The 21986-nt window shown below is 39.3% G+C and carries 21 protein-coding genes and 1 pseudogene; 3 read left to right on the plus strand and 19 right to left on the minus strand.

Annotated elements, in window-relative coordinates:
• Positions 1-23 precede the first annotated feature (23 nt).
• Both garR and LC20001_RS12170 read right to left on the minus strand, forming a co-directional pair.
• Positions 24-914, minus strand: a complete 891-nt coding sequence (garR, locus tag LC20001_RS12165) for a 2-hydroxy-3-oxopropionate reductase (protein WP_010012147.1) — start codon at positions 912-914, stop codon at positions 24-26.
• Between the two features lie 115 nt (positions 915-1029).
• The gene (locus LC20001_RS12170; RefSeq protein ID WP_010012148.1) at positions 1030-2361 is read right to left on the minus strand and encodes a Na+/H+ antiporter NhaC family protein; all 1332 of its coding nucleotides are present in this window, start codon (positions 2359-2361) and stop codon (positions 1030-1032) included.
• A gap of 317 nt (positions 2362-2678) precedes the next feature.
• On the opposite strand from LC20001_RS12170, the gene LC20001_RS12175 reads away from it, so the two are divergent.
• Positions 2679-3734 carry a CdaR family transcriptional regulator gene (locus LC20001_RS12175; protein WP_056943316.1) on the plus strand — a complete coding sequence of 352 codons (1056 nt, stop codon included), beginning with the start codon at positions 2679-2681 and terminating at the stop codon, positions 3732-3734.
• A gap of 196 nt (positions 3735-3930) precedes the next feature.
• On the plus strand, positions 3931-4809 hold the full coding sequence (locus tag LC20001_RS12180; RefSeq protein ID WP_010500113.1) for an IS982 family transposase: 879 nt from the start codon (positions 3931-3933) through the stop codon (positions 4807-4809).
• 57 nt (positions 4810-4866) lie between these two features.
• Here LC20001_RS12180 and LC20001_RS12185 read toward each other — a convergent pair whose 3' ends face one another.
• The 10 genes from LC20001_RS12185 to LC20001_RS12235 all read right to left on the minus strand — a co-directional run bounded on the left by LC20001_RS12185 (position 4867) and on the right by LC20001_RS12235 (position 14439).
• On the minus strand, positions 4867-5694 hold the full coding sequence (locus LC20001_RS12185) for a tyrosine-protein phosphatase (RefSeq protein WP_010012149.1): 828 nt from the start codon (positions 5692-5694) through the stop codon (positions 4867-4869).
• A gap of 72 nt (positions 5695-5766) precedes the next feature.
• Positions 5767-6492 carry an L-ribulose-5-phosphate 4-epimerase gene (locus LC20001_RS12190; RefSeq protein WP_010012150.1) on the minus strand — a complete coding sequence of 242 codons (726 nt, stop codon included), beginning with the start codon at positions 6490-6492 and terminating at the stop codon, positions 5767-5769.
• A complete protein-coding gene (locus LC20001_RS12195) occupies positions 6485-7357 on the minus strand; it encodes an L-ribulose-5-phosphate 3-epimerase (protein ID WP_010012151.1) in 873 nt (290 codons plus the stop codon). Before LC20001_RS12195 ends, LC20001_RS12190 begins: the two co-directional genes overlap by 8 nt.
• 54 nt (positions 7358-7411) lie before the next feature.
• Complete coding sequence (locus tag LC20001_RS12200; RefSeq protein WP_010012152.1) at positions 7412-8050, minus strand: 3-keto-L-gulonate-6-phosphate decarboxylase UlaD; 639 nt, start codon at positions 8048-8050, stop codon at positions 7412-7414.
• A gap of 56 nt (positions 8051-8106) precedes the next feature.
• On the minus strand, positions 8107-9177 hold the full coding sequence (locus LC20001_RS12205; RefSeq protein WP_010012153.1) for a PTS fructose transporter subunit IIC: 1071 nt from the start codon (positions 9175-9177) through the stop codon (positions 8107-8109).
• A gap of 36 nt (positions 9178-9213) precedes the next feature.
• A complete protein-coding gene (locus tag LC20001_RS12210; protein WP_010012154.1) occupies positions 9214-9531 on the minus strand; it encodes a PTS fructose transporter subunit IIB in 318 nt (105 codons plus the stop codon).
• Between the two features lies 1 nt (position 9532).
• Entirely contained in the window at positions 9533-9985 is a 453-nt protein-coding gene (locus tag LC20001_RS12215; protein WP_029508079.1) for a PTS sugar transporter subunit IIA, read from the minus strand.
• A gap of 354 nt (positions 9986-10339) precedes the next feature.
• Positions 10340-11230 (minus strand): phosphogluconate dehydrogenase (NAD(+)-dependent, decarboxylating), encoded by an 891-nt coding sequence (gene gnd / locus LC20001_RS12225; RefSeq protein WP_010012157.1) that lies wholly within the window; start codon positions 11228-11230, stop codon positions 10340-10342.
• A gap of 69 nt (positions 11231-11299) precedes the next feature.
• Positions 11300-13240 carry a BglG family transcription antiterminator gene (locus LC20001_RS12230; RefSeq protein ID WP_010012158.1) on the minus strand — a complete coding sequence of 647 codons (1941 nt, stop codon included), beginning with the start codon at positions 13238-13240 and terminating at the stop codon, positions 11300-11302.
• Between the two features lie 167 nt (positions 13241-13407).
• The gene (locus LC20001_RS12235; protein WP_169925071.1) at positions 13408-14439 is read right to left on the minus strand and encodes an IS30 family transposase; all 1032 of its coding nucleotides are present in this window, start codon (positions 14437-14439) and stop codon (positions 13408-13410) included.
• 484 nt (positions 14440-14923) lie between these two features.
• Here LC20001_RS12235 and LC20001_RS12240 point away from each other — a divergent pair.
• Positions 14924-15559, plus strand: a pseudogene (locus LC20001_RS12240) (transposase); the annotation flags it as partial.
• Between the two features lie 93 nt (positions 15560-15652).
• Here LC20001_RS12240 and tnpC read toward each other — a convergent pair.
• From tnpC to tkt, 7 genes are all read right to left on the minus strand, one after another.
• Positions 15653-17122 (minus strand): IS66 family transposase, encoded by a 1470-nt coding sequence (gene tnpC, locus LC20001_RS12245; RefSeq protein ID WP_167578815.1) that lies wholly within the window; start codon positions 17120-17122, stop codon positions 15653-15655.
• Between the two features lie 49 nt (positions 17123-17171).
• Positions 17172-18065 (minus strand): IS3 family transposase, encoded by an 894-nt coding sequence (locus LC20001_RS12250; RefSeq protein WP_010620863.1) that lies wholly within the window; start codon positions 18063-18065, stop codon positions 17172-17174.
• A complete protein-coding gene (locus tag LC20001_RS12255) occupies positions 18062-18736 on the minus strand; it encodes a helix-turn-helix domain-containing protein (protein ID WP_010012236.1) in 675 nt (224 codons plus the stop codon). The genes LC20001_RS12250 and LC20001_RS12255 overlap by 4 nt, the downstream gene beginning before the upstream one ends.
• A 30-nt stretch (positions 18737-18766) precedes the next feature.
• Complete coding sequence (locus tag LC20001_RS14710) at positions 18767-18898, minus strand: hypothetical protein (protein ID WP_263850963.1); 132 nt, start codon at positions 18896-18898, stop codon at positions 18767-18769.
• A gap of 47 nt (positions 18899-18945) precedes the next feature.
• The gene (gene tnpB, locus LC20001_RS12260) at positions 18946-19305 is read right to left on the minus strand and encodes an IS66 family insertion sequence element accessory protein TnpB (RefSeq protein ID WP_010009090.1); all 360 of its coding nucleotides are present in this window, start codon (positions 19303-19305) and stop codon (positions 18946-18948) included.
• On the minus strand, positions 19295-19474 hold the full coding sequence (locus tag LC20001_RS12265; protein WP_010009091.1) for a hypothetical protein: 180 nt from the start codon (positions 19472-19474) through the stop codon (positions 19295-19297). The genes tnpB and LC20001_RS12265 overlap by 11 nt, the downstream gene beginning before the upstream one ends.
• 449 nt (positions 19475-19923) lie before the next feature.
• A complete protein-coding gene (tkt, locus tag LC20001_RS12270; protein WP_056943347.1) occupies positions 19924-21906 on the minus strand; it encodes a transketolase in 1983 nt (660 codons plus the stop codon).
• Between the last annotated feature and the right edge of the window lie 80 nt (positions 21907-21986).

Here is a 21986-nt window from a genome sequence, read left to right on the forward strand (position 1 = left end):
ACTTCACCTTCACTCAAATTATGCTATTTCTTTTGAATGGTGATATCGTTGATCTTTTCGTAATATTTAGCAATTGCAGAATGATCGTCTGAGCCATTACCATCATTTTTAACCACTTGTAAGATTTCCATAACTTCAGAAGTTAATGGTAAGGAAACGTTTAAGGAATGTGATGTATCTAAAGCATTTTGCAGATCTTTAATATGCAAATCAACTCGGAAACCAGGTGCAAAATCACGATTAACGATCTTCGGTACTTTAGCATCCATAACCGTGCTTCCAGCTAACCCAGTACGAATGGCACTGAAAACTAATTCAGGATCTAAGCCAGCTTTTTCAGCTAGAGAGAAACCTTCACTAACTGCCGCAATATTCAAAGCAACAATGACTTGATTGGCTAATTTAGTTGTATTACCTGCACCGACATCCCCAACATAAGTGACTGTGCCACCCATAATACCGAGAAGGTCTTTGAATTTGTCGAACGAAGCTTTCTTACCACCGACCATGATTGCAATTGAACCATCAATCGCCTTAGGTTCACCACCGGAAACAGGTGCATCTAGAAAATCGACATTTAATTTAGCTAACCGTTTTGCAAACCCTTGGCTAGCCAAAGGATTGATCGAACTCATATCAATGACTGTGTTACCAGCCACTAAACCTTCAGCAATGCCGCCCTCATCAAATAATGCGGCTTCAACATTTGGTGAATTTGGTACCATTGTAAAGATAACATCGGCATTTTGTGCAGCTTCTTTACCACTTTTGGCCGCTTTAGCACCGACATTAACTAATTCATCGATCGAGGCTTGCTTGAAGTCATAAACGGTTACATCTTCGCCAGCTTTAACTAAGTTTTTTGCCATTGGTTTACCCATGATTCCTAAACCAACAAATCCAATTTTTGTCATATATATGATCTCCTTTGATATTAATCTTTAATTTACATATTTATACTAATTCTTTGTACATTGATTAACAATGTTCATTGGTATAACATTTTGGTAGCGCTTTTGTGCAGATGCATTATCTGAATGTTCCCATCAATAAACCGATACCAATCCAGACAATGTTTAAAAGCCAAATTGGGATAAACGCAAACTTCATGTACTGTGGTAAATCAACTTCACCATTTGTCAAGTCAGTCCCAATATATAATTGCGGCTGGGCAATTGGTGTTAACATAGCACCCATGTTCATGAACAACGTTACGATAACGACATCCGCCGGAACACCATACGCTCGCATCAGGCCGATAACGATTGGCATTAAGACGTAATACCATGTATCGTTTGTAAAAACAAACATTAGTGGTGTACCAACAAGTCCAATAATAATGTAGATCCAAGGTCCCATTCCAGCAGGGATAATGCCTACTAAGAACTTGACCATTGATTGCATCATACCACTAAACTCCATGACCCCAACAACAACCCCAGATAACAGGATAGCCGGCATAACGGGGAACAATGAACTGGCATATTTTTTAAGTAATTTTACTTGTAGCTTCTGATCGTGAAAATTAATTTCTAAGGCAATGACTAACCCTAAAGCAAATGTGTAATAAGAAGGTACATCAGGAAAAGCACAGAGACAAACAATCACAACCAAAGTTAAAGCAACATTGATCCAGAATTTTTTTGGTTGAACTAATTCAGCATCTTCTTCAAAAACATCATCGTCATCCCCGCCAGCCTTAGCAGCCGCAGCAGCATCAATGCCTAATTTCTTTAAACGTCTTGTTTCCTTGAGACCAAGAAAAACGGCAATACCAAAAATTACGACGGTCAAAACAATTTGTGGTGGGAACAATTTAGCAAATAAATAATTAGTGCCGTTATCAATCTTAGGAATTAAAGAAGCACTCCGTAACATTCTGGCACTCCACGGAACATCGAAGGTGTTAATGATACCTAACGAAGTTAAGAAAACTAAAATAACAGGTTGCATTTTCATTTTCTTGTAAAACGGCAAAAGTAACGGTACTGTAATCAAATAAACAGAAGTAATACTAACATCAAGCCCAGTGATCATTGCAACAATAACCGTTAAAATCGCAAGCACAACAGGATTCATACGAACGCGACTCACAATACGCTTGACGATTCCACTAAATAATCCAGTGTCCGCCATCAACATGAAATAAGGCAACGAGAATAACATGATCAAGGCGACTGACGTAGTCATTGCTAGCCCCTTAGTCAGGTAGGTACCAATTTGTTTAACCGATGATCCAATAATAATAGCTGCTACTAGAGGAATTACCGTAAAAGAAAAAATTGTGCTAACTTTTTTCTTCATTAATAAGACCGTTATTAAAATCATCATTATAAAGCCAACGATTGCTTTATAATCCATGAAACTCACCCACTTTCAATATCTGTTAACTGTTTTTTGTGACATGATGAACATTAAATATCACGTTTAACCTGACTCGTCTTAATAAGAATACCAATTAGTGTATCCGCATACAATGTTCATTTGAACAACTTTTTGTAATTTTTTTGTTTAAATATTTAAATTTTGCTGCTAAAATGAACACATAAGTTCGTTTATATTGTGCATAACTAATCAATCATTATTAAACAAATTAAATTTAATTCTATTGTTTTAAATTGCTGGATAAGCATTCTTTCAATAAACTAATTAATTTTTTCAGCAGGAGATGGCAAAATATGAAATTAGAATCAGAACTTGCTCAGTCAATTGTCAATAAAATGATGAGCAAAATACCCTATAATATTAATATGATGGACGAAAATGGTTACATTATTGCTAGCGGTAGTTCCGAACGCTTAAATACATTACATGTTGGTGCACTTGACGCAATTCGGCAAAAAAAAACATTGATCATGGAGCGCTCTCACGGGGAAAATGGTCAACCAGGTGTCAATATGCCTGTGCATTTTAACAAAAACATTATTGGCGTTATCGGTATCACTGGTGAACCAAAAGAAGTAGTTCCCCTAGCTTCACTACTCAGTACAGCCACTGAATTATTACTTAATCAAAGCTACGCTAATCAACAAAAATTAATTAGTGAGACTTATTTTAATCGTTTTTTATATCAATGGGTGCAAGTTAAAAATGCCTTAGAAAAAAATCAATCATTATTGATTGACGCACAAAAACTAAAAATTGATATTTTTCGTAATCGCTATGCAATCGTAATCAAAGGTCGCCATCTATCTAATTTTCCTGTTGATACTTCTGATTTTAAGCTTCTGATTGCTTCCAATAATTTGATCATTCTGACTGAATACGTTGGTAATATTGAAAAATACAAGCATAGTTGTCAAAAACATAAATTAGACATTGGCGTTGGTCAAAACACGACCAGAATTGGCATATCGGTTGCCGAAGCACAAAAAGTTATTGAACTTAGGCATATCCTACACAACAGCGAATTCAAGTATTATAAACAGGTTCGTTTGATTGATAAATTATTATCCAGTAATCTGCCACTTGATCCATTGATTAAACGCTTTGCCAGCATTAATCAAACCACAGCTGGCCAAGAGTTATTACAAACATTAAATGCATTTATCGAAAACAATGGCAATATATCAGAAACTTCAGCTTTTTTACACATTCACCGTAATACGCTGAATTATCGGCTTAAAAAGATCAAAGATGACTTACAACTAGATCCGCATAATTATCACGATTTATTTCATCTGTATATTGGATCACTCTATTTTGCCAAGTTTGTATATGAACAAGGGAAATGATTTATTTAATGGGTGTAAGCACCTAATAATTAACCGTTTTTAAACGCAAATCGACCCTATCCCACCATTTTCTTGGGCTAGGGCAATTTTATTTCTTGTATTACGCGTGGTGCTAGTTTGTAACATTTAGAAATTTAACAAAAAAGTCCAACCCAGTTAGACTCATAAGTGACAAAACTTAAAAGGAGTAATAACTGTGTTGAACCACCTCAAGTTTAAGCAAAATCGTCACGAATTACAAGTTAGTTTCCATTACTTTTACCAGTTATGTTCATTGCTTTATCAGCGTTATTGTCCGCGTAGCGTCATTGAGCGGCGCAACGTTGAACATACTAAAATTACTGATATTAAACTTTTAGCTTTACTGTGCTTACAAGTCACACTGGGAATTCAATCGCAACGCCGCTTCTATTATCTGATGGCAGCGTTTATGCCGCGGCAAATGGTGGTATCACGTTCACGTTTCAACCGCCGCGCGCAACAATTACTGGCAGTAGTCAATGCCATTCGCTCAGGTATCACTAAGGATTATGCTCATTCGGGCGACCTAGCGATTATCGACAGTTTACCCAACCCACTATGTGCCAAAGTTCGTAATTTCAGAGTTAGAATTTTTGCTGGGAAGGCCAACATTGGCTATAATGCCACCAAGAAAATGCCATTTTATGGGTTTAAAACCCACATGGTCGTCACGGCTAATGGCTATATTCTGAATTATGTGATCACGGCAGCCTCAGTTCATGATGCTAAGGTAGCGCCTGAGCTAATTAGCGGTTGTCCTTGTCCCAATATTTTGGCCGATGTTGGTTATGTTGGGAAAAAACTCAAGACCAGTTTTAGGGCCCTAGGCTATAACTTATGGACGCCTTATCGTTCTAATATGAAAGGTGCTAAACAGCATAATAAGCGTCAACTCAAGGCGTTACGGCGGACAATAGAGTCACGCTTTTCAATTTTAGCCCAGCAATTTGGGATTGAAACCAATCTCACCCGTAGTCTATTTGGTTTTCAATTAAAGATTGAATTGACGATATTGGTATACAATTTAGGCTTTTTTGATTTTATGACGAACTAGCACCACGCATTATAAATATATATAGAAATTTTGTAATTCCGTTTTATTTATAGAAGATTAGCTAAGGTATATCTTTCGCAAACTTGCAATATTCTTATCAGACACTTTCAAGTACTCGCGCAGATAATAATTAATTCCTCCCCATTGAGAATTGATATAATTGATAGCGCTTTGTAAATAAGCTACATGCACGGTAAGTCGATCTCGAACATTCTTAATAACATTTTCATTTGCCTGAGCTTCATAAAATTTATTAATTCGGCTGTTCACTCGTTTTAAAATGAATTGATTAGTCAATAAATAATCATTAATAATTGTTTTATGAGATACACCCAAGGCTGATAATATTAAATAAGTAGCAAAACCTGTTCTATCTTTTCCAGCACTACAGTGGAAAAGTAATGCTTGGTTGTCTAGATCATTCGCCAATAATAATTTAAAAAACTGCTGATAAGCTCGTTGAGCAGAAGAAGATATCACTAATTTTTTATAAACACTTAGCATTCGACTGTATCCAACATTATCTGGCTTGTTTTTAAAATACATAATGACTTTACTTACTGAATCCTCATAAGCATCCTTAACAATATTAGTATCGTTTGATTCCGGCATTTCATCAAAAACCGGAATTCTATAAGTTATCGCATCATTAGGAATTATATCTGGCTTAGTACTTATTTCACTGTTAGTCCGGAAATCAAGAATATATCGTACACCGTATTCCTGTAGAAAGTTGAGTTCGTCTTCAGCTAATTTATCTAGTGCCCCTGCACGGATTAACTTGTGTTTTTTTACTTTCTTACCATCCATAGTAAAATAACCGCCTAATTCCCTAAAATTATAGCCGTTACGAATTTGTAAACTTTGATTTTCCTTTTCAAACATAACTAAAATTCCCCCCTTAAAAAAAGCCACTCTTAGTTGATAAAAGAGTGACTTAATATTTATATACGTTTGTTACTTTTTAGCAAACTGTATACGTCGTTGTTTATTTTGCCCATAATAAGCATTTTTCCCATGTTTACGATTATAGTGTTTATCTAGTAAATACTGCGGAACCTCAATATTTGCATGAGTGAGTGTTAATGCATGATAATCCATCTCTGCTACAACTTCTAATACTTTAGCATTGTAGACTGCCTTATCTGGTGTAGATCCCCATGTGAAGGGACCGTGTTGTGATACCAAAACACCCGGAACGGCCTCAGGATCAATATTATGATCCTGAAATGTTTTTACAATAACTTTTCCAGTATCTTCTTCATAAGCATCTTGAATTTCCGTTTCTGTTAAGGGTTCTGACACAGGAATATCACCGTAAAAGGTATCTGCGGCTGTTGTATTAAGCGCCGGTATGTCCATGTTGGCCGAGGCAAACGCAACTGCCCAGGGTGAATGTGTATGCACAATCCCACCAATCTTAGGAAACTTATTATAAAGTACTGTATGGGTAGGGGTATCACTTGAGGGATTCATTTTTCCTTCAACAACCTCTCCTTTTAAATTGACAACAACCATATCTTCAGGCTCTAGATTCTCATAAGCGACACCGGATGGTTTGATTACAAACAATCCCTGCCTACGATCAATACCACTAACATTTCCCCATGTAAATGTAACTAAATTCAGTTTGGGCAACTGCATATTAGCCTCATAAACTTGTTTTTTTAATGACTCAAGCATGAATTTCCTCCTGTTCTATTCCAATATCTGCAAAAATACCATCGAAAAATGCCTTGGCCTTTTTAACGGCTGTAATTGGATCATTGGTCTTCTCCGTCCACATTTCAATAGTGAAAGCTCCATTATAATTCAATCGTTTTAACGTTCGTAAACATCCAACAAAATCAACAGTTCCTTCTCCAAAAGGAACATCCCGGAATTGCCCTTTGCTAATTTTTGTTACCGGCTTCGTATCCTTTAAATGCACCGAAACAATACTATCAACGCCACGTTCTAATTCTTGACCAACATCATTTTCTGGCCAGGCCGTTAGATTGCCAAGATCCGGATAAGTCTGTAGCCACGGGCTATGAATTTGTGTTTTAATATAATTTACTTTACTTAAGGAATTCAGAAAGGAGTCATCCATTGTCTCTATATCAAGCATAACCTCTTTACTAGCAGCATATGCTACACCTTTCATTAGGTTTTCAATAAAATATTCGCGTGATTCAATAGATTTTGCCTCATAGTAAACATCATATCCTGCCAATTGAATATTACGAATGCCAATATTACTGGCCAAATCAATAGCCTGATAAAGCATTGTTAATGACCTTTTACGTATAGTGGGGTCAGTTGAGCCTAATGGATAACGCCTATGACCACTCAACATCAAAGTATGAACTCGAACACCCGTTTGCCAAATAGCATCACGTAGATCTGCTTGTTGTTTTTTAGTCCAATTAAGTCGTGCCAAACGCTCATCACTTTCATCTATCGAAAATTCTAAGAAGTTAAAACCTAATTTTTTAACTAATTGTAAACAATCAACCCATGATTTTGTTTTTGGTAATGCTTTTTCATAAATACCAAGTGAATTCATTCTGGCTACCTTCTATTCTCTAAATCTCTTCAATCACAAACAGATTACCTCTCATTAATTCCAATACTTCTTGATCTCGTCTTTCAACTTTTTTGCCGCAATATAAGGATCATCGGCCCCAGTAATTGCACGTCCAGCAATAAAAGTAAATACAGGAACACCTTTAAATAACTTGATTGTGTCCACGTTTAAGCCGCCAGTAACGGAAACCTTAAAACCTAGATCAATTAGCTGTTTAACAACTTTAAGATCTTTAGGCCCCCATACTTCGCCAGCAAGTAAAGCATCACGGCTTTGATGATATACGGCCTGATCAATACCAGCCTTACGCCACGCTTTCGCCTGTTCCCAAGTCCAATCACCATAAAGTTCAACTTGTAAATCAGACAATTCTTTTTTAGCGGATTTCATGGTTGGAATCGTTGCAGCACAAATCACTGTCATCCAATCTGCGCCAGCCTCACGACTATTTCTAGCAACTGTCCCACCCGCATCTGCACATTTAGTATCTGATACAACAATTTTATCAGGAAACATTTTACGCAAACACTTAATTGCAACATTACCTACTTGTAATTGTAAAATGGTACCCGCCTCAACAACATCTACAGCCGGCCCTGCCTGCTTCACAATTCCCAGTGCATCTTCTAAAGTATTTTGATCTAAAGCAATTTGTAAATTTGGTACATTCATATAAATGATCTCCAGTCTTTTAATTTATAGAATCCGGCAACTATAAGTGTACAATACTAACCAAAATCAATATTAATATCTAAATCATGAACTTTTTCCTGCTTTTGGTCTTCTTTAATTTTTGGTTTAATAATTGATAAAATAATCCCAGTAATACTTGCACCAATTAATAGTGCTGCCAAATAAAGTAATGGGTTGCTAGCAACTGGTATTGTAAAAATACCCCCTGATAATAGTGGAACTGTGACTCCCCAAGTCAGAATAAGTCCATGAGCAGTTCCCGATCCAAGTACAACCGCAGGAACTACTCTGACTGGGTCCTCGAAAGCAAATGGTAGTGCCCCTTCAGTCACCTGACACATTGACATAATAATAGCAGCCTTAGCATTTTCACGATCTGCTTTTGTGTATTTTTTAGGCGAGAACAATAGTACAGAAAGTGCAATACCTAATGGAGGAGCCATTGCAGCAACATTTTTACCTGCTGCTGGTCCCCACACACCAGAAGTCGCAAAAGCGGTTACAATTGCAAACGCAACTTTATTAACAGGACCACCCATATCAAAACCAGTCATACTACCGAGCATAAAACCAAGTAAAAACTTTGATCCATGATTCATTCCAAGAAAGAAAGTAACCGCAACCTTCGTCAGGGCCGCTAGTGGTGGACCGATAACATACATTACTATTAAAGTTTCTAATATACCCCCGACTAATGGAATAATAACCAACGGAATCATCGTCTTTATAGTTTTAGGAACATTTAGATTATTAAAAAATACAACAACTATACCTGCTAAAAGACCACAAAGAATACCACCAATAAAACTAGCATTAACAACTGTTGATAAATATCCACCTAATAATCCAGGTGCAATTGCAGACTTTCCTGCAATTGAATAACCAATACCAGCCGCCAATACTGCAATCATCATCGCTGAACCAGCACTACCTGCTTGTAATAAATAGTATCCGACCGTTCCTTTGACATCAGTATTTCCAATAATACGCCCGATAGCAGTACAAAATCCCATCATGATAATTACAGGAATCATAAACGACAGGCCGCTTAGAAAGTGACGTTTTAAAGCTTGACCGGTGAAGATTTCCTTATATTGTTTTAACATCGGATTCACTCCTACTTTTGATAAATCAAGATAATATTATTTAGCGGCTGCTAATTTTTTTTCAATAGTTTTCAACAAACTTTCAGGCGTTTGAATTGCGGTATTAGTTGGAACTTTAACTACAGGTTTACCCTCAAAACGTTCCATTCCTGTAACTGCAACATCAGCTGCCACAATAACAACATCCGCATTCTTAATATCCTCATCTGTCAATTTATTTTCAATACCTGCACTTCCTTGAGTTTCTACGTGTCCCACAATTCCTAAATTTTTGGCAGTACTTAATAATTTTTCCCGTGCCATATAGGTGTGTGCAATACCAACTGTGCATGCTGTAATTCCAATAAAATTCATGTTACATACCTCCTGCATTTTGTAGAATCTTTTTAAAAGAGACTATATCATTTTCACAAAGTAATTTATCCTGAACTTCTTTATGAGTTAACGCCGCTGAAAGTCGTGATAAAATTTTAAGATGTTCAATATTTCTATCTATAGTAGGAACAACTAAAAGGAAAATCAACTTAATAGGCTGATTATCTAAACTTTCCCACACTAATCCATCATTAGTCTTTAAAACCGCAATTGCGGCCCGATTTACTACGTCAGACTCTCCATGTGGAATTGCAATACCATTTTCCATTCCTGTTGGTCCAATTGCTTCACGTTCTTGGACTGCTTGATAGAACAGAATCTTGTCACTTACTACATTATTTTTTTCAAGTTCTTTGCAGAGCTCCTTTAGCGCCTCTTCTTTGGTTCTAGCCTGTGAATGAAGATTAATATTATTTTGAATTAAGTCGCTCACTTTATCACCAACTTTCAATTATTTGTTATATGCTGTTCCATGTTGACCGCACGCTTAGAACCGTCATATCTAACTAGGATGGTCAATGGGTGTGTAAGTGAATAACGATTACCTGAAATCTTCTTCACTTGTTTTTTTCTATTAATCATAAGTAAAATATCATGATTTACATATAAATACGTAAAATACAATATAAAGTAACCAATCAAGACAATTACACCCATAATTAATTGATTACTTATACATAAAACTAGACCACCAATAATCAGTAAAATTCGTAAATAACTAATTAACGGATTCCATATATAAGCAGTACATCTCTGGTATTGCTCACGTCTATACCAATAAAAGATTTTATGCTTTCGGTTTATAGCCACCCACTTCCTTTCTAAGAGAGTTAATGATACGCGCACTGAAAGTATCACTAGTCTGTGTTCTTTGCCGCATAACCAAAGATATTCCAATCGTTGGCACTGGAATATTGTACTCAATTGCAGCTTTAACTGCATCAGCACAAGCAGAACTGGAATGGATAATCGTGTCTACGTCATCCAAACTTGCATTTTTAGTCAAAGCATCATACATAAGGTCCATCAACCATCCCCGTATAACCGCTGATTTACTCCAGTTATGTGCAACATCTTTGAGATCATAATCAAATGGACTTGAATGCAATAGGTCAAAGCCTTCTCCTAAAACTTGCATTTCAGAATGTAGAATTGCATTATGAATAATCTTTAAATAATGCCCGCTTCCAGATTTGCCAGTATATAATAGCCCATTTGATGCAGCAATGTCCTCCAGCAGTGGTTCAATAGCCTTATAGGCTGTATAGTCACCGCCGACCATGAAACTAGCACCATGCCTAGCACCATAAGTACCGCCTGAAGTCCCAACATCCATAAAGAGTACATCTTTTCCCTTGAATTCTTTTGCTTGTTTAACTGAATCCGTATATTTTGAATTTCCACCATCAATAACAATATCTCGTGGAGAGAGTAAAGATTTTAATTGTTCTAAAACTGAATTAGTAATCTTACCAGCAGGTAACATTACCCAAATAATTTTACGCGCATGTTCAGATTTTAAATCATCTAAATTAACTAATGTTTTGATTCCATCCTTTTTTGCACGTGATAATATTTCCTGATTTGTATCAAACCCCACTACTTCATGCTTATGATCCTTCATATTTAACGCTAAATTGTATCCCATTTTTCCAAGACCAACTAAGTAAATTTTCATAAACTTTATTCCATCCTTTCATATTTTGCTTATATAAATTAATATTTGATATCTCTACTGAGACTCAAGCTATTCAAAAAACTTGGTCATAATTCGAATAATTTCATTTGAATTATTTGAATCAATAATTTTGTTCATTATTGAAACTGAAGAAATTAATTGATTAAATTCGTGATAGACTGTATCCAACGATATTTTTTTAACATCAAGCTTACTAAAACCCATAAAGAAAACTAGCCTAACAGTTCCTTCACCCCAAGATATCCCCGTCGGATTAATCAACATTGTGATTCCAGAATGCTGAATAAATTGACTTTCCGCATGAGGAATGGCGGTAAAATGATTTTGTAAGAGCGTTGATGCTATTTTCTCCCGATCAAGTGCAGATTTAATAACCCCTTTTGTTGCATAGTTGCTTTCAATAAGTAGATTTCCGATTTGTTGAATTGCATCCTTTTCATTTCTTACTTGATTGCTAATCAGTATGAAATCCCTGTTAATAAAGTTCAGCAACCGACTGTGCGTTAGTTTCTTTTGAAGACGAATTTGCTCAATTTCTCTACTGAGTAGTAACCTTTCTTTTTCATCAAAAAATGGACGCATTATAATAACTCGCTTAGTGTCTAATTCCAGTGGAATCGTACTGATAATTAAGTCTTCATCAGGAGTTTGCTCGAAAATATCGGCAACTGATAACACTCTTGTGATATTTACGTCACCAGCAAAATAACTATTAATTCTCTGCGTTAATAATCTTGCTGTACCAATACCAGTGCTACAAACGATTACAATAGAAACCTCCAACCCCTTTGCTTGCTGCTCACGTTGTCTCTCTAGATAAGCTTGAAAGTGAAGAGCTAAGTAAGCGATCTCATTTTTATCTATAGAAACTTGAAAACTTATCTTTATTCTCTGTGCTAACTCAAAAGCCAGTTCAAAAGCTTGCGGATAAAGCTTAATAATCTCAGAAGTATACGGATTTGTTGCTTGTAACCCAACCTGAAAACGATGAAGGGCCGGTTCTAAATGAACGATTAAATCACTAATAAGCCGTGCATCGTAATTAGTTATATTCTGCTTTAAAAAACTATTTAAATCAGATAGTTCGTTGCTTGCTGATGTTGCACCATGAAAATTTTCAGGCTTAACAACCCCTTGCTTTGCAGCAACAATGTGAATATTTAAATATTCACACTCAGTCTGAGGAATGCGTATTTTGAATTCCTTTTCCAACATTCTAGTAAGAATTAAAGTTTCATGATAAATATTTCGCCTATTACTATCACCAATTTTTAAAAACTCATTATTTTTAATACGAATAGTTGAAATACAAATATGAATTAGCAATGACTGATACTGATACTCAGTAAATGTAATTTGAGTCTCAGCCTGTAATCGATTCAAAATCTTCTGAACCTGTTTCAACGTGTTCATATCAATAAAATCATTAAATCCAGAAGGAAGCGTTACAATACGAGAATCTGCCTTAACTGATTCCATCCAATAATGCGAAATGATTTTACTAGCAGCATCCCGCTTTTTTCGTTCGTTCCCCCTGATTGCAACACCATTTCTACCGTTTTGCATGATTAAATCAATTTTATTTAAACTAGCTTTTATATTTTTAATATCACGATCCATAGTGCTTCGACTAACATAAAATTGCATACATAAGTTATCTAAAGTTATCTCTTTTTCATTCATCAAAAGAGATAACATGATGAGATTTCTCCGTCCTTCCGTATCAAGGCTCAGATACTGTGTATCACCTGACAATAATGTATTAAGCGCGGAAAGATCTCCTTCAAAATAAATACCAACATTACGTTTACGGATTAATTTAACACGTCCTTTTGGAAGAAGTTCAGATACTGTATCTAAATCAGCAACAATACGTTTTCTAGATACATTTAAGAAGGACATTAACTCTGGATAATGAACAAGTCCATGGACATAAATATAAGCTATTGTGCGCTGAACATCCTTACTAAACTTATCCTTCTTGGGCATTGTAATCGTCCTCCCTTGACCACATTCTTAGTATAAAATATTTCAGTATCAATAAATACACCATTAAGGGGACTTATATAAATCCCAAATTGCAAGAACAAATTAGCCACACGATAAATCCTATTAAATCAGTATTTTCATTAATATTCATATTTTATGGACTTAACTTAACCGGCGGAAGCAGCGGAGAAAAGCTCTTTGGGTGTTTGATAGCCAGTTTGCTGGCGCGGTAAATTGTTTAGCTTTGACTCAACTGCTTGGATATCATGAGGACCCAAAATATCCATGGATAGACCCTTGGGTACGTCGCGGCGGATCATTCGATTATGCGCTTCGTTAGTCCCACGCTCAGAGGAACGATATGGATGGGCATAATAAAGGTCAGCGACACCGGTAAGTACAGCGCCAACTTCCGAGAACTCAGCGCCATTATCGGCAGTAACTGACTTCATGATTGATCCGTATTCTTGACAGATCTTGGCCAGCTCATAGTTGACTGAATCGGCATCACGACCATCGATCAAACGTAGAATTTGGCAGCGGGATTGACGCTCGATCAGCGTTAAGATCACACTCTCTTGACCGTTGCGCTTGCCCACCACGGTGTCCAATTCGAAATGGCCGAACTCTTGGCGCTGGTCGATACTTTTAGGCCGTTCATCAATACTCCGTCCGGCCAGACGCTTGTGCTTGATCGAGTGATGATGTTTAGCACGGTGGCGCGTTTTTTCGAGTAGATCAAGATTACGGACTTCAAGTAACTGGGCATCAATATAGTGGTATAGCGTCTTGGTCGAGACCATCTCCTCAGGTTGATATAAGCCTTCAAGTTTGGCCCGTCCTACTGCTGCATCAGGCGACCAACCATCTTGACGCAAATGAGTCGTAAAATAGTCGATAAAATCAGCGACACCGACGAGTTTCAAAGGTCGATGACAGTGGGCTCGATTAGCTTCGTACTTAGCTTGTGCTGTTTCTGGTGAGTATACAGCGTAATATTGGCGTTGACCATTCACTTTTTTTACTTGGTCGATCTCGCCGCGGCACAATTCATTATTAATTGTTTGATGACAAACATTAAGCGCTCTGGCAATTGCACGATTGGAATAGCCTTGGCTGTGCAGCGTAGCAATTCTGCCTCGTTCAAACGAAGTTAGGTGCTGACCTTTTTTTCTGACTGTGGTATTCTGTTCTTGCATCAAGACAATAACCTCTTTCATTGTTTGTGTAGGAACATCAATGATAACAGAGATTTGTCTTGGTGTTTTTTATTTTATCAATTAGCTAAAAGTATTTGGCTAACTTGATTATAAAACGCGCGGACTTATATAAATACCATAAATCCAATCATAATTAGTTTTTTGAACCTTATTAGCATTACGCATGAATTATAATATATTACTTATTTGTAAACGGCGGTTATTTTTACACCGCCCTTGACACTTATTCACTAAAAACCATTTTATTAATACAATTAAAGGGTCCATTCAATATAAACCCAAATTTACATAATATTAGCCTGAATTATTCACCATAAGTTCTCCAAGTACAGTGTCACCCCGGTATCATGGGCGGTACTGTGTTTTTTATTTTTCACCTTTTTAGTGCAGAAAAAGAACCTCCGATTTGGTATAGTTGATTCACCACAAGTCAGCTATCCACCCAAAGAAAGAGGTCCTTCTCATGGCAACTTTACCGGAAAAACGAGTTAATTTCAATCCTAAATTACATATTTCGCACACTGGTGGTGAACTTTCCACTGATGCTGGGCTAGTGTTGGTCAAAGAATTAATGGCGCAACTCAATTTCACGACCTTAGCGTATCAATTAGTCCATTTTGATGACCAGCGCCATTACGCTCGTTACAGCAACGTTAGTCTACTAGAGCAGGTCGTGCTGCAGTTGATCGCCGGTTACCCGGCCGATCTAGCTGCCACCAGTTTGCGCAATGACCCCACATTTAAATTACTATTGGCACAACCGCAATTGGCCTCACAACCGCCGTTATCCCGTTTTTGGCAACGCTGTGACGAGCAGACCATCACCTCATTACAAACGTTGAATCAAGCATTGCTTGACCAAGCGTGGACTGGCGCCAAGCAACAACAGCTGATCCTCGATATTGACTCGACTCACGCCGATACTCATGGTCATCAGGAAAAAACGGCCTTTAATGCGCATTACGGTACCACGGGTTACCATCCGCTGGTCGCTTTTGACGGGCAAACGGGCCACTGTTTAAAGGCTCAATTGCGCCCAGGTAATGTTTATACCAGTACGGATATTGCCCCCTTTATCACACCACTACTACGTAAGCACCCAATAAACGACCGTAATCAAAAGCAGCGCTACTGATCCGAAACTTTTTGGTTCGAATCAGTAGCGCTGTTTAGTTTTAAATTAGCCAATGGGCTACGCTTGTTGATCACGCCAAACCTTTTTGTCCGGCACTTGTCGCCATGGCAAACAAGCTACCAGTTCTTCCTCAGTTGGAAAAACTGGTAGTTGCCCTAATTGATCAAGCAGGTATTCGAGATACTGCCGGGGATCCAAACCATTAGCTTTCGCGGTTTCAATCAAGGTCATCCAAATCGCGTTAGCCTGTGCCCCTGCAGGACTGGTGGCGAAAAGCCAATTCTTGCGCCCAATCACGAAAGACTTCACATTTCGTTCAGTGGCGTTATTGCTTAGATCAATTTCACCGTAATCGAGCACACGATCAAGTGCAGACCGTTGGTTTTGGGCATAGGTCAAAGCACGACCTAAACGTGATTTCGAGGTAGCCACCGCTTGATCACACCACTGCCAAAATTGCTTGATCACTGGCTTTAATTGTTCCTGGCGCAGTTCTTTGCGCTTGGTCGGCGTTAGATCACGCCAGCCCCGTTCTAGGTGAAACATTTGATCAAGCAATTTTAAGGGTGCCGTTATCGTCGGTTGTCCCTTGATCTTGCAGGCATCATCGAAGAATTTTCGCCGCACATGCGCCCAACAACCGACCCGCGTCACCGTCGCGCCCAGTAGATTGTAACCAGAATAACCGTCATATTGTAGGACACCCGTAAAATCACCATAAAGTTGTTGGGCAGTTTTGCCGGCACGATTGTCGCTATAGGTATAATAGACAACTTGATGCGCAGCTAAGCGAATACTACGAGCCACCCAGATATAAGACTTACTTTGTGCAGTTTTACCCACTTCACGCAAGACTTGAAATGGCGTCTCATCACCTTGCAGGTAAGGTTGCGTTAATAATTGTTCGTGCAGTAACGTATACAGCGGTTGAACAATCGTCGCTGCTTTGATCACCCAATTCGTCATGGTCGTTTCACTTAAAATCAAACCAGCCCGCCGCCAGGCTTTCATTTGACGATAAAGCGGTGTCCCTAAGGCATATTTTTGGTACAACAACTCAGCGACTAACGATGAGGTCGCTAAACTATGGGGGATCAGCGCCTGCGGCGCAATCCCCTGATATAAATGTGATACACCATCATCGGTTTCACAAACGGCACATTTATACGTTTGTTCAAAGATCTGTTCGCAATAGAGGCGACCAGGAATTTGATGCACGACTTCACGCACAAAGTGCTTGCCCATTGGTATCAGTTGATGACCATGATCGCAATTCAAATTTTCCCGGCGAATCACGGTAGTCTCAATTGGTAGATTGGGATCAACTGATTCGCAACGCCTACGCTTTGGCTTACGGACAACGGTCGTTACTGTCGTTTCGCTTTGGTTCCCAGTTTGCTCTGGGTCGGTAAAAACCCCACTGTCATCTGCCAACAGGGATAACTGGTTAGGATCAGTTATTTTTTCCGAACGCTTGCCAAAAAGTTGACGCTGAAAAAAAGCGAGTTCTTCCGTCAAAGTTTGCACTAGGCCCTGTCAAGTTGACAAATGAAATAATATAAAGTTGAATCTGTTTCTAAGCGGCTTCACTCCAGTATTCATCTGGGGTGAGGCCGTTTCTTTGTGCTGAGCGATTGTGGTGATTGAAATATTCGATTCCTTCCTCAACCAGTCTCACAAGCTCTTCGCAAGTCTTTGCTAGTGGATGGCGAGCCATCCACCGTAACTTGAATTCGTTCCACCAGCGCTCCATTGGTGCATTGTCGTATGGTGTTCCTGGTCGAGACATGCTACGTGTGACGTTGTAACGACCAAGAAAGTTGTTGAAGGCACCAGAGGTGTAGGCTGATCCTCGATCAGTGTGAACCAATGGGTGGACGTCACCAGAAGCCTCAAAGGCTCGTTGGAAAACCTCGATTTCTGCTGCTGATGTTTCAGTAGCGCTCAAATTGTAGGACAACAAACGTCGGCCGTAGAGATCAAGGACGCCACTCAAGCGCACCTTATACTTATTATTTACGCCGTAAGTCAGTTCCGTCGAATCGGATAACCAGACCTGATTAGGACTGTCGACGTCGAAGTTCTGATTGAGCACATTGTCTTGAATGTGCTGTTCGTTCTCCTTATGTCGACTGTGCTTCTTGACCCGAATTTGACATGTCAAGCCAAGCTCCCGCATCACACGACGTACCATCTTGAAAGTAACGGGGAAGTCAATTAGTTCATCATGTTGAAGATTCACTAAAAGATTCCCAGCACCGATACCTTGATGATGAAAATCAAACCAGTATTGTGTCCGTTCCTTGAGCTGACGATTACGGGTTTCCCAAGCAGTTTCTTCTCGATTTAACCCTTTGTAGTAAGCCTGCCGGCTTACACCGACAACGGCCAACAGCGTAGATACTGCACCGCGCTTGCCTTGACTGACCTCATTAATTGCGAAGTAAGACAGTCGATGTTGTTTACTCACCCCCTGCGCTGGAGTTCCAGCAATTTTTTTGCGAATGCCTCCACAAGCTCTTTGTCTGCGAGCTGTGCTTTGAGCTGCCTGATTTCAAGATTGGCTTTATCGAGTTCAGTCAGTTCAGCTTGTTCTTTGTGATGGCCACGGTTGTCCACGAGTGCCTCATAGCCGCCGTGTTCGGCCTTGATCACCCATGAACGTGCTTGTTGATAAGAGACTTGGAAGTGTTCAGCGGCCTCTGTGTATGAATGCTTCAGCTTGGTGACATACTCGACAATTTCAATGCGTTCTTCCAAGGTTGTTTTACGACTCATAGTGGGAACCTGCTTTCTGGACGGCGACGCCGTCAAAGGTTTATCCCCATTATACTTGTTCACCCAGTCTACGACTTGCTGCGATCCACGAAGTCCAAACTTATTTGCAAGTTCATCAAAGGTGCCTTCACCTATAAGATATGCATGGACTACTTTAAGTTTGAGTTCTTTCGAATAGTGTTTGTTTTTCTTAGCCTCCTTTAGACCATTAATTCCATCACGGGAGTATCGATCTCGCCAACGTTCTAGCGTCTTGTGATCAATGCCATGACGATTGGCCACCGGCCGTAGTCCAGTTTTTGATTGGGTAAGTTCCTTTAAGATTGCTAATTTTTCGAGTACCGTATGTTTAGATCTGGGCATACAAAAATCCCTCCATAGTTGTTAGATGAATTATTGTATTTCATCTGACAACCATAAAGGGATTATCGCAGTTTGAACGGTTGTCGTCAAGGTCTTTATTTCTTTGAGTAACTCACGATTCTGCGCTTGGGCTTGCTTGAGTTGTTCGACGGTCGTTGCCATGGAATCGCCTTCATTCACTAGGATTGTCCTGAGTGTACCATGATTAGTCAGCTAGGCCTAGCTTTTTTTGGTGGGTTGGTCTGATGCACGGTTGCTTCAAGCCCCCAGCCAGATAATAAACGGTGTAATTGTTTGGCGTGTAGTCGTTTCACCTCATTTTGATTGGTTGGCCACTGCAGGCGGCCATTTTCGATTCGTTTATAAAGTAAGAGAAAGCCATCACCGGCCCAATATAGGGCCTTAAAACGATCTTTACGGGTACCGCAAAAAAGAAATAACGCCCGGCTGTAGGGGTCAAGTTCATATTGATCAGTGATCGTAGCGGCTAAACCATCGATTCCACGCCGCAAGTCAGTTTTGCCACAAATCAAATAAATACCCTTGAGTTGGCGTAAATCAATGAGCATCAGTGAACACCGCCTTGACTAAGGCGTCTAAAATATACCCATTGATATGATTGTAAACAATAATTGTTTCGTGTTCATTACGTTTGATTTGAAAGGCCTTTGACATTGGATTTGGCTGTCGCTGGCCGTCATCCAGCTTAACTTGAACGATTTCTGGTTTATTGAGCATAGAAAACACCTCACCATTTCTTATGATGAGGCTATCATACCGCGGCTGATACGCTATTTATAGTCGGTCTGTTATTGGGTGCTTACGATGTTACGCATTATATATGTGATGATTCAAACTGGCGCAACTTACCGGGAATATCAAAAAAGTCAACGTACTGAAGATACGTTGACTCCCACTGCATAAATTACTAGCGCTAGTATACACACAGTATAACAGTTTTTTTTGGCATTTGCGCACCAAGGGGATTAGTGTGCGCTAAATCAAGTTAGGTTTCATATAAAATACTCCTTCCTCAGTAGACAAGCTTTAATTATTTGCTTGTCTACCTTGGTAGGAGTATACGCGTTTCAAGACATTCCCTAATATTGATGTCGACTTTACTACGTCCATTTCTGCAATATAGTCGACACTGGCATTGTCAGTATGCTTTGTACCGATACAAAAGATTATTTGGAAAATGCATCAAGATACATTTTGGTTGCGCGCTTTGCAGTAAAGTCAATCAGCTTCAAAATATCAGTGGCTGGTGCAGACTCGCCAAACTTGTCATAACCCATGCGTACACCCGAACGTCCAACATATTGTTGCCAACCCATCGTTGCACCAAGTTCAATCGACATGCGAGTTGTGACCGCATCTGGCAACACTGCTTGTTGATATTCTGCGGATTGTACTTCAAATAATTCCCATGACGGCATGGACACAACACGCACATTGATTCCTTGCTGTGCTAAACGGTTTTGAGTTTCGATCGCAACTTGAACTTCTGACCCGCTAGCAATGAGTAATCCATCCAAAGTACCATCAGCTTCTTTTGAAACGACGTAGGCACCACGTTCAGCTTTGTGCATATCGGTTCCAACAAGTTCTGGGACGGACTGGCGATTCAAAATGATTGCAATCGGTGTCTTCGTTGATTTAATGGCAACGTCCCAAGCAGCTTTAACTTCAGTTTCATCGGCAGCACGGAAGGTTATGATATTTGGCATCGCGCGCAAGGACATCAAGTGTTCAACCGGTTGGTGAGTTGGCCCATCTTGACCAACATACAGACTATCATGTGTGAAGACGAAAATTGTCGGGGTTTCCATGATTGCCGCATGGCGAATGGCACTACGCATATAATCAGAGAAAACTAAGAAGGTTCCAGTGTAGCCTCGTAATCCAACATGCAAGGTGACCCCATTAGCAATGGTCGCCATAGCGAATTCTCGAATGCCAAAGTAAATATTGGGGCCAGCATAGCGATGCTTAGACATAAACCACTGTCCCTGAATCGTCGTCTTGTTAGAGGTGCCGAGATCCCCACTACCGCCGACTAAAACAGGATATTTAGGATAAATCGCATTGAGCACTTTCCCAGAAGCCGCACGAGTTGCCATATCACCAGCAATCTTTACCTGTTCAATATCCGGAAGTGGCAAAGTGCCTTCAATCAATTGATCTAATAAAGTCGCTTTTTCTGGATAAGCCCTTGCATATTGTTTCATCAATGACTTCCAGTTATCCTCGGTTAATTGGGCATTTTGAATCCAGTCAGCAAAGCCGTCTTTAGCTGCTTGCGGCACATAAAACAGTTCTTGATCGTCAAAGCCGTAAACATGCTTCATATGAGTTGCTTCTTCATCAGAAACGGGATCACTGTGAATTGCACTAGTTCCTTGCAAAGTTGAACCAAAACCAATATTTGTATTTACCTTGATCAAGGTTGGCTTGTCAGAGCTACGTTGAGCAGCTTCAATTGCTAAACGAATTTCATCAACATTATTACCGTCTTTAACTTCTAATATATTCCAGTTCATTGCCTTAAATTTCAGCAATTCATCTTCAGTATTTGAAGCGGTAAGCAATGCATCTGAAGTAACATGATTGGCATCCCACAATACGATTAACTTATGCAGTCCCAAGTTACCCGCAATCGAGGCAGTTTCCTGACAAATACCTTCTTCAAAATCGCCATCGCCTGAGATTACATAAGTATAGTGATCGACAACTGGGTAATCCGGTTCATTAAACCGATCTGCCAAGTGTGCTTCGGCGATTGCTAAACCAACACCCATCGCAAAGCCTTGGCCCAATGGCCCTGTAGCCACATCAACTCCAACTGTTTTATGCAATTCAGGATGACCAGGGGTGAGACTATGCAACTGACGAAATTGCTTGATATCATCAATACCCAGCGTAAATCCTGAAAGATGCATCAATGAATATAACAGCATTGATCCATGTCCCGCACTAAGTACGAACCGATCGCGATTAAACCACTTAGTGTCTTTGGGATTGACTTTTAAGTAATAACGCCAGAGTGCATAGCCCATTGGCGCTGTCCCTAATGGCATTCCCAAATGTCCATGATGCGCGGTTTGAACGGCATCCACAGTCAAGCTTCTGATGGTATCAATTGTTAATTGATCGATTTTTTTACTCATGATAATCCTCCAGCACTTTACAGCTTTTTAAAAAAATTTGGATATAAAAAGGCACGAATGCCTATTCTTTGCTAAAATGA

Origin of the sequence: Loigolactobacillus coryniformis subsp. coryniformis KCTC 3167 = DSM 20001, assembly GCF_002706425.1 — a bacterium.
GTDB classification, from domain to species: domain Bacteria; phylum Bacillota; class Bacilli; order Lactobacillales; family Lactobacillaceae; genus Loigolactobacillus; species Loigolactobacillus coryniformis.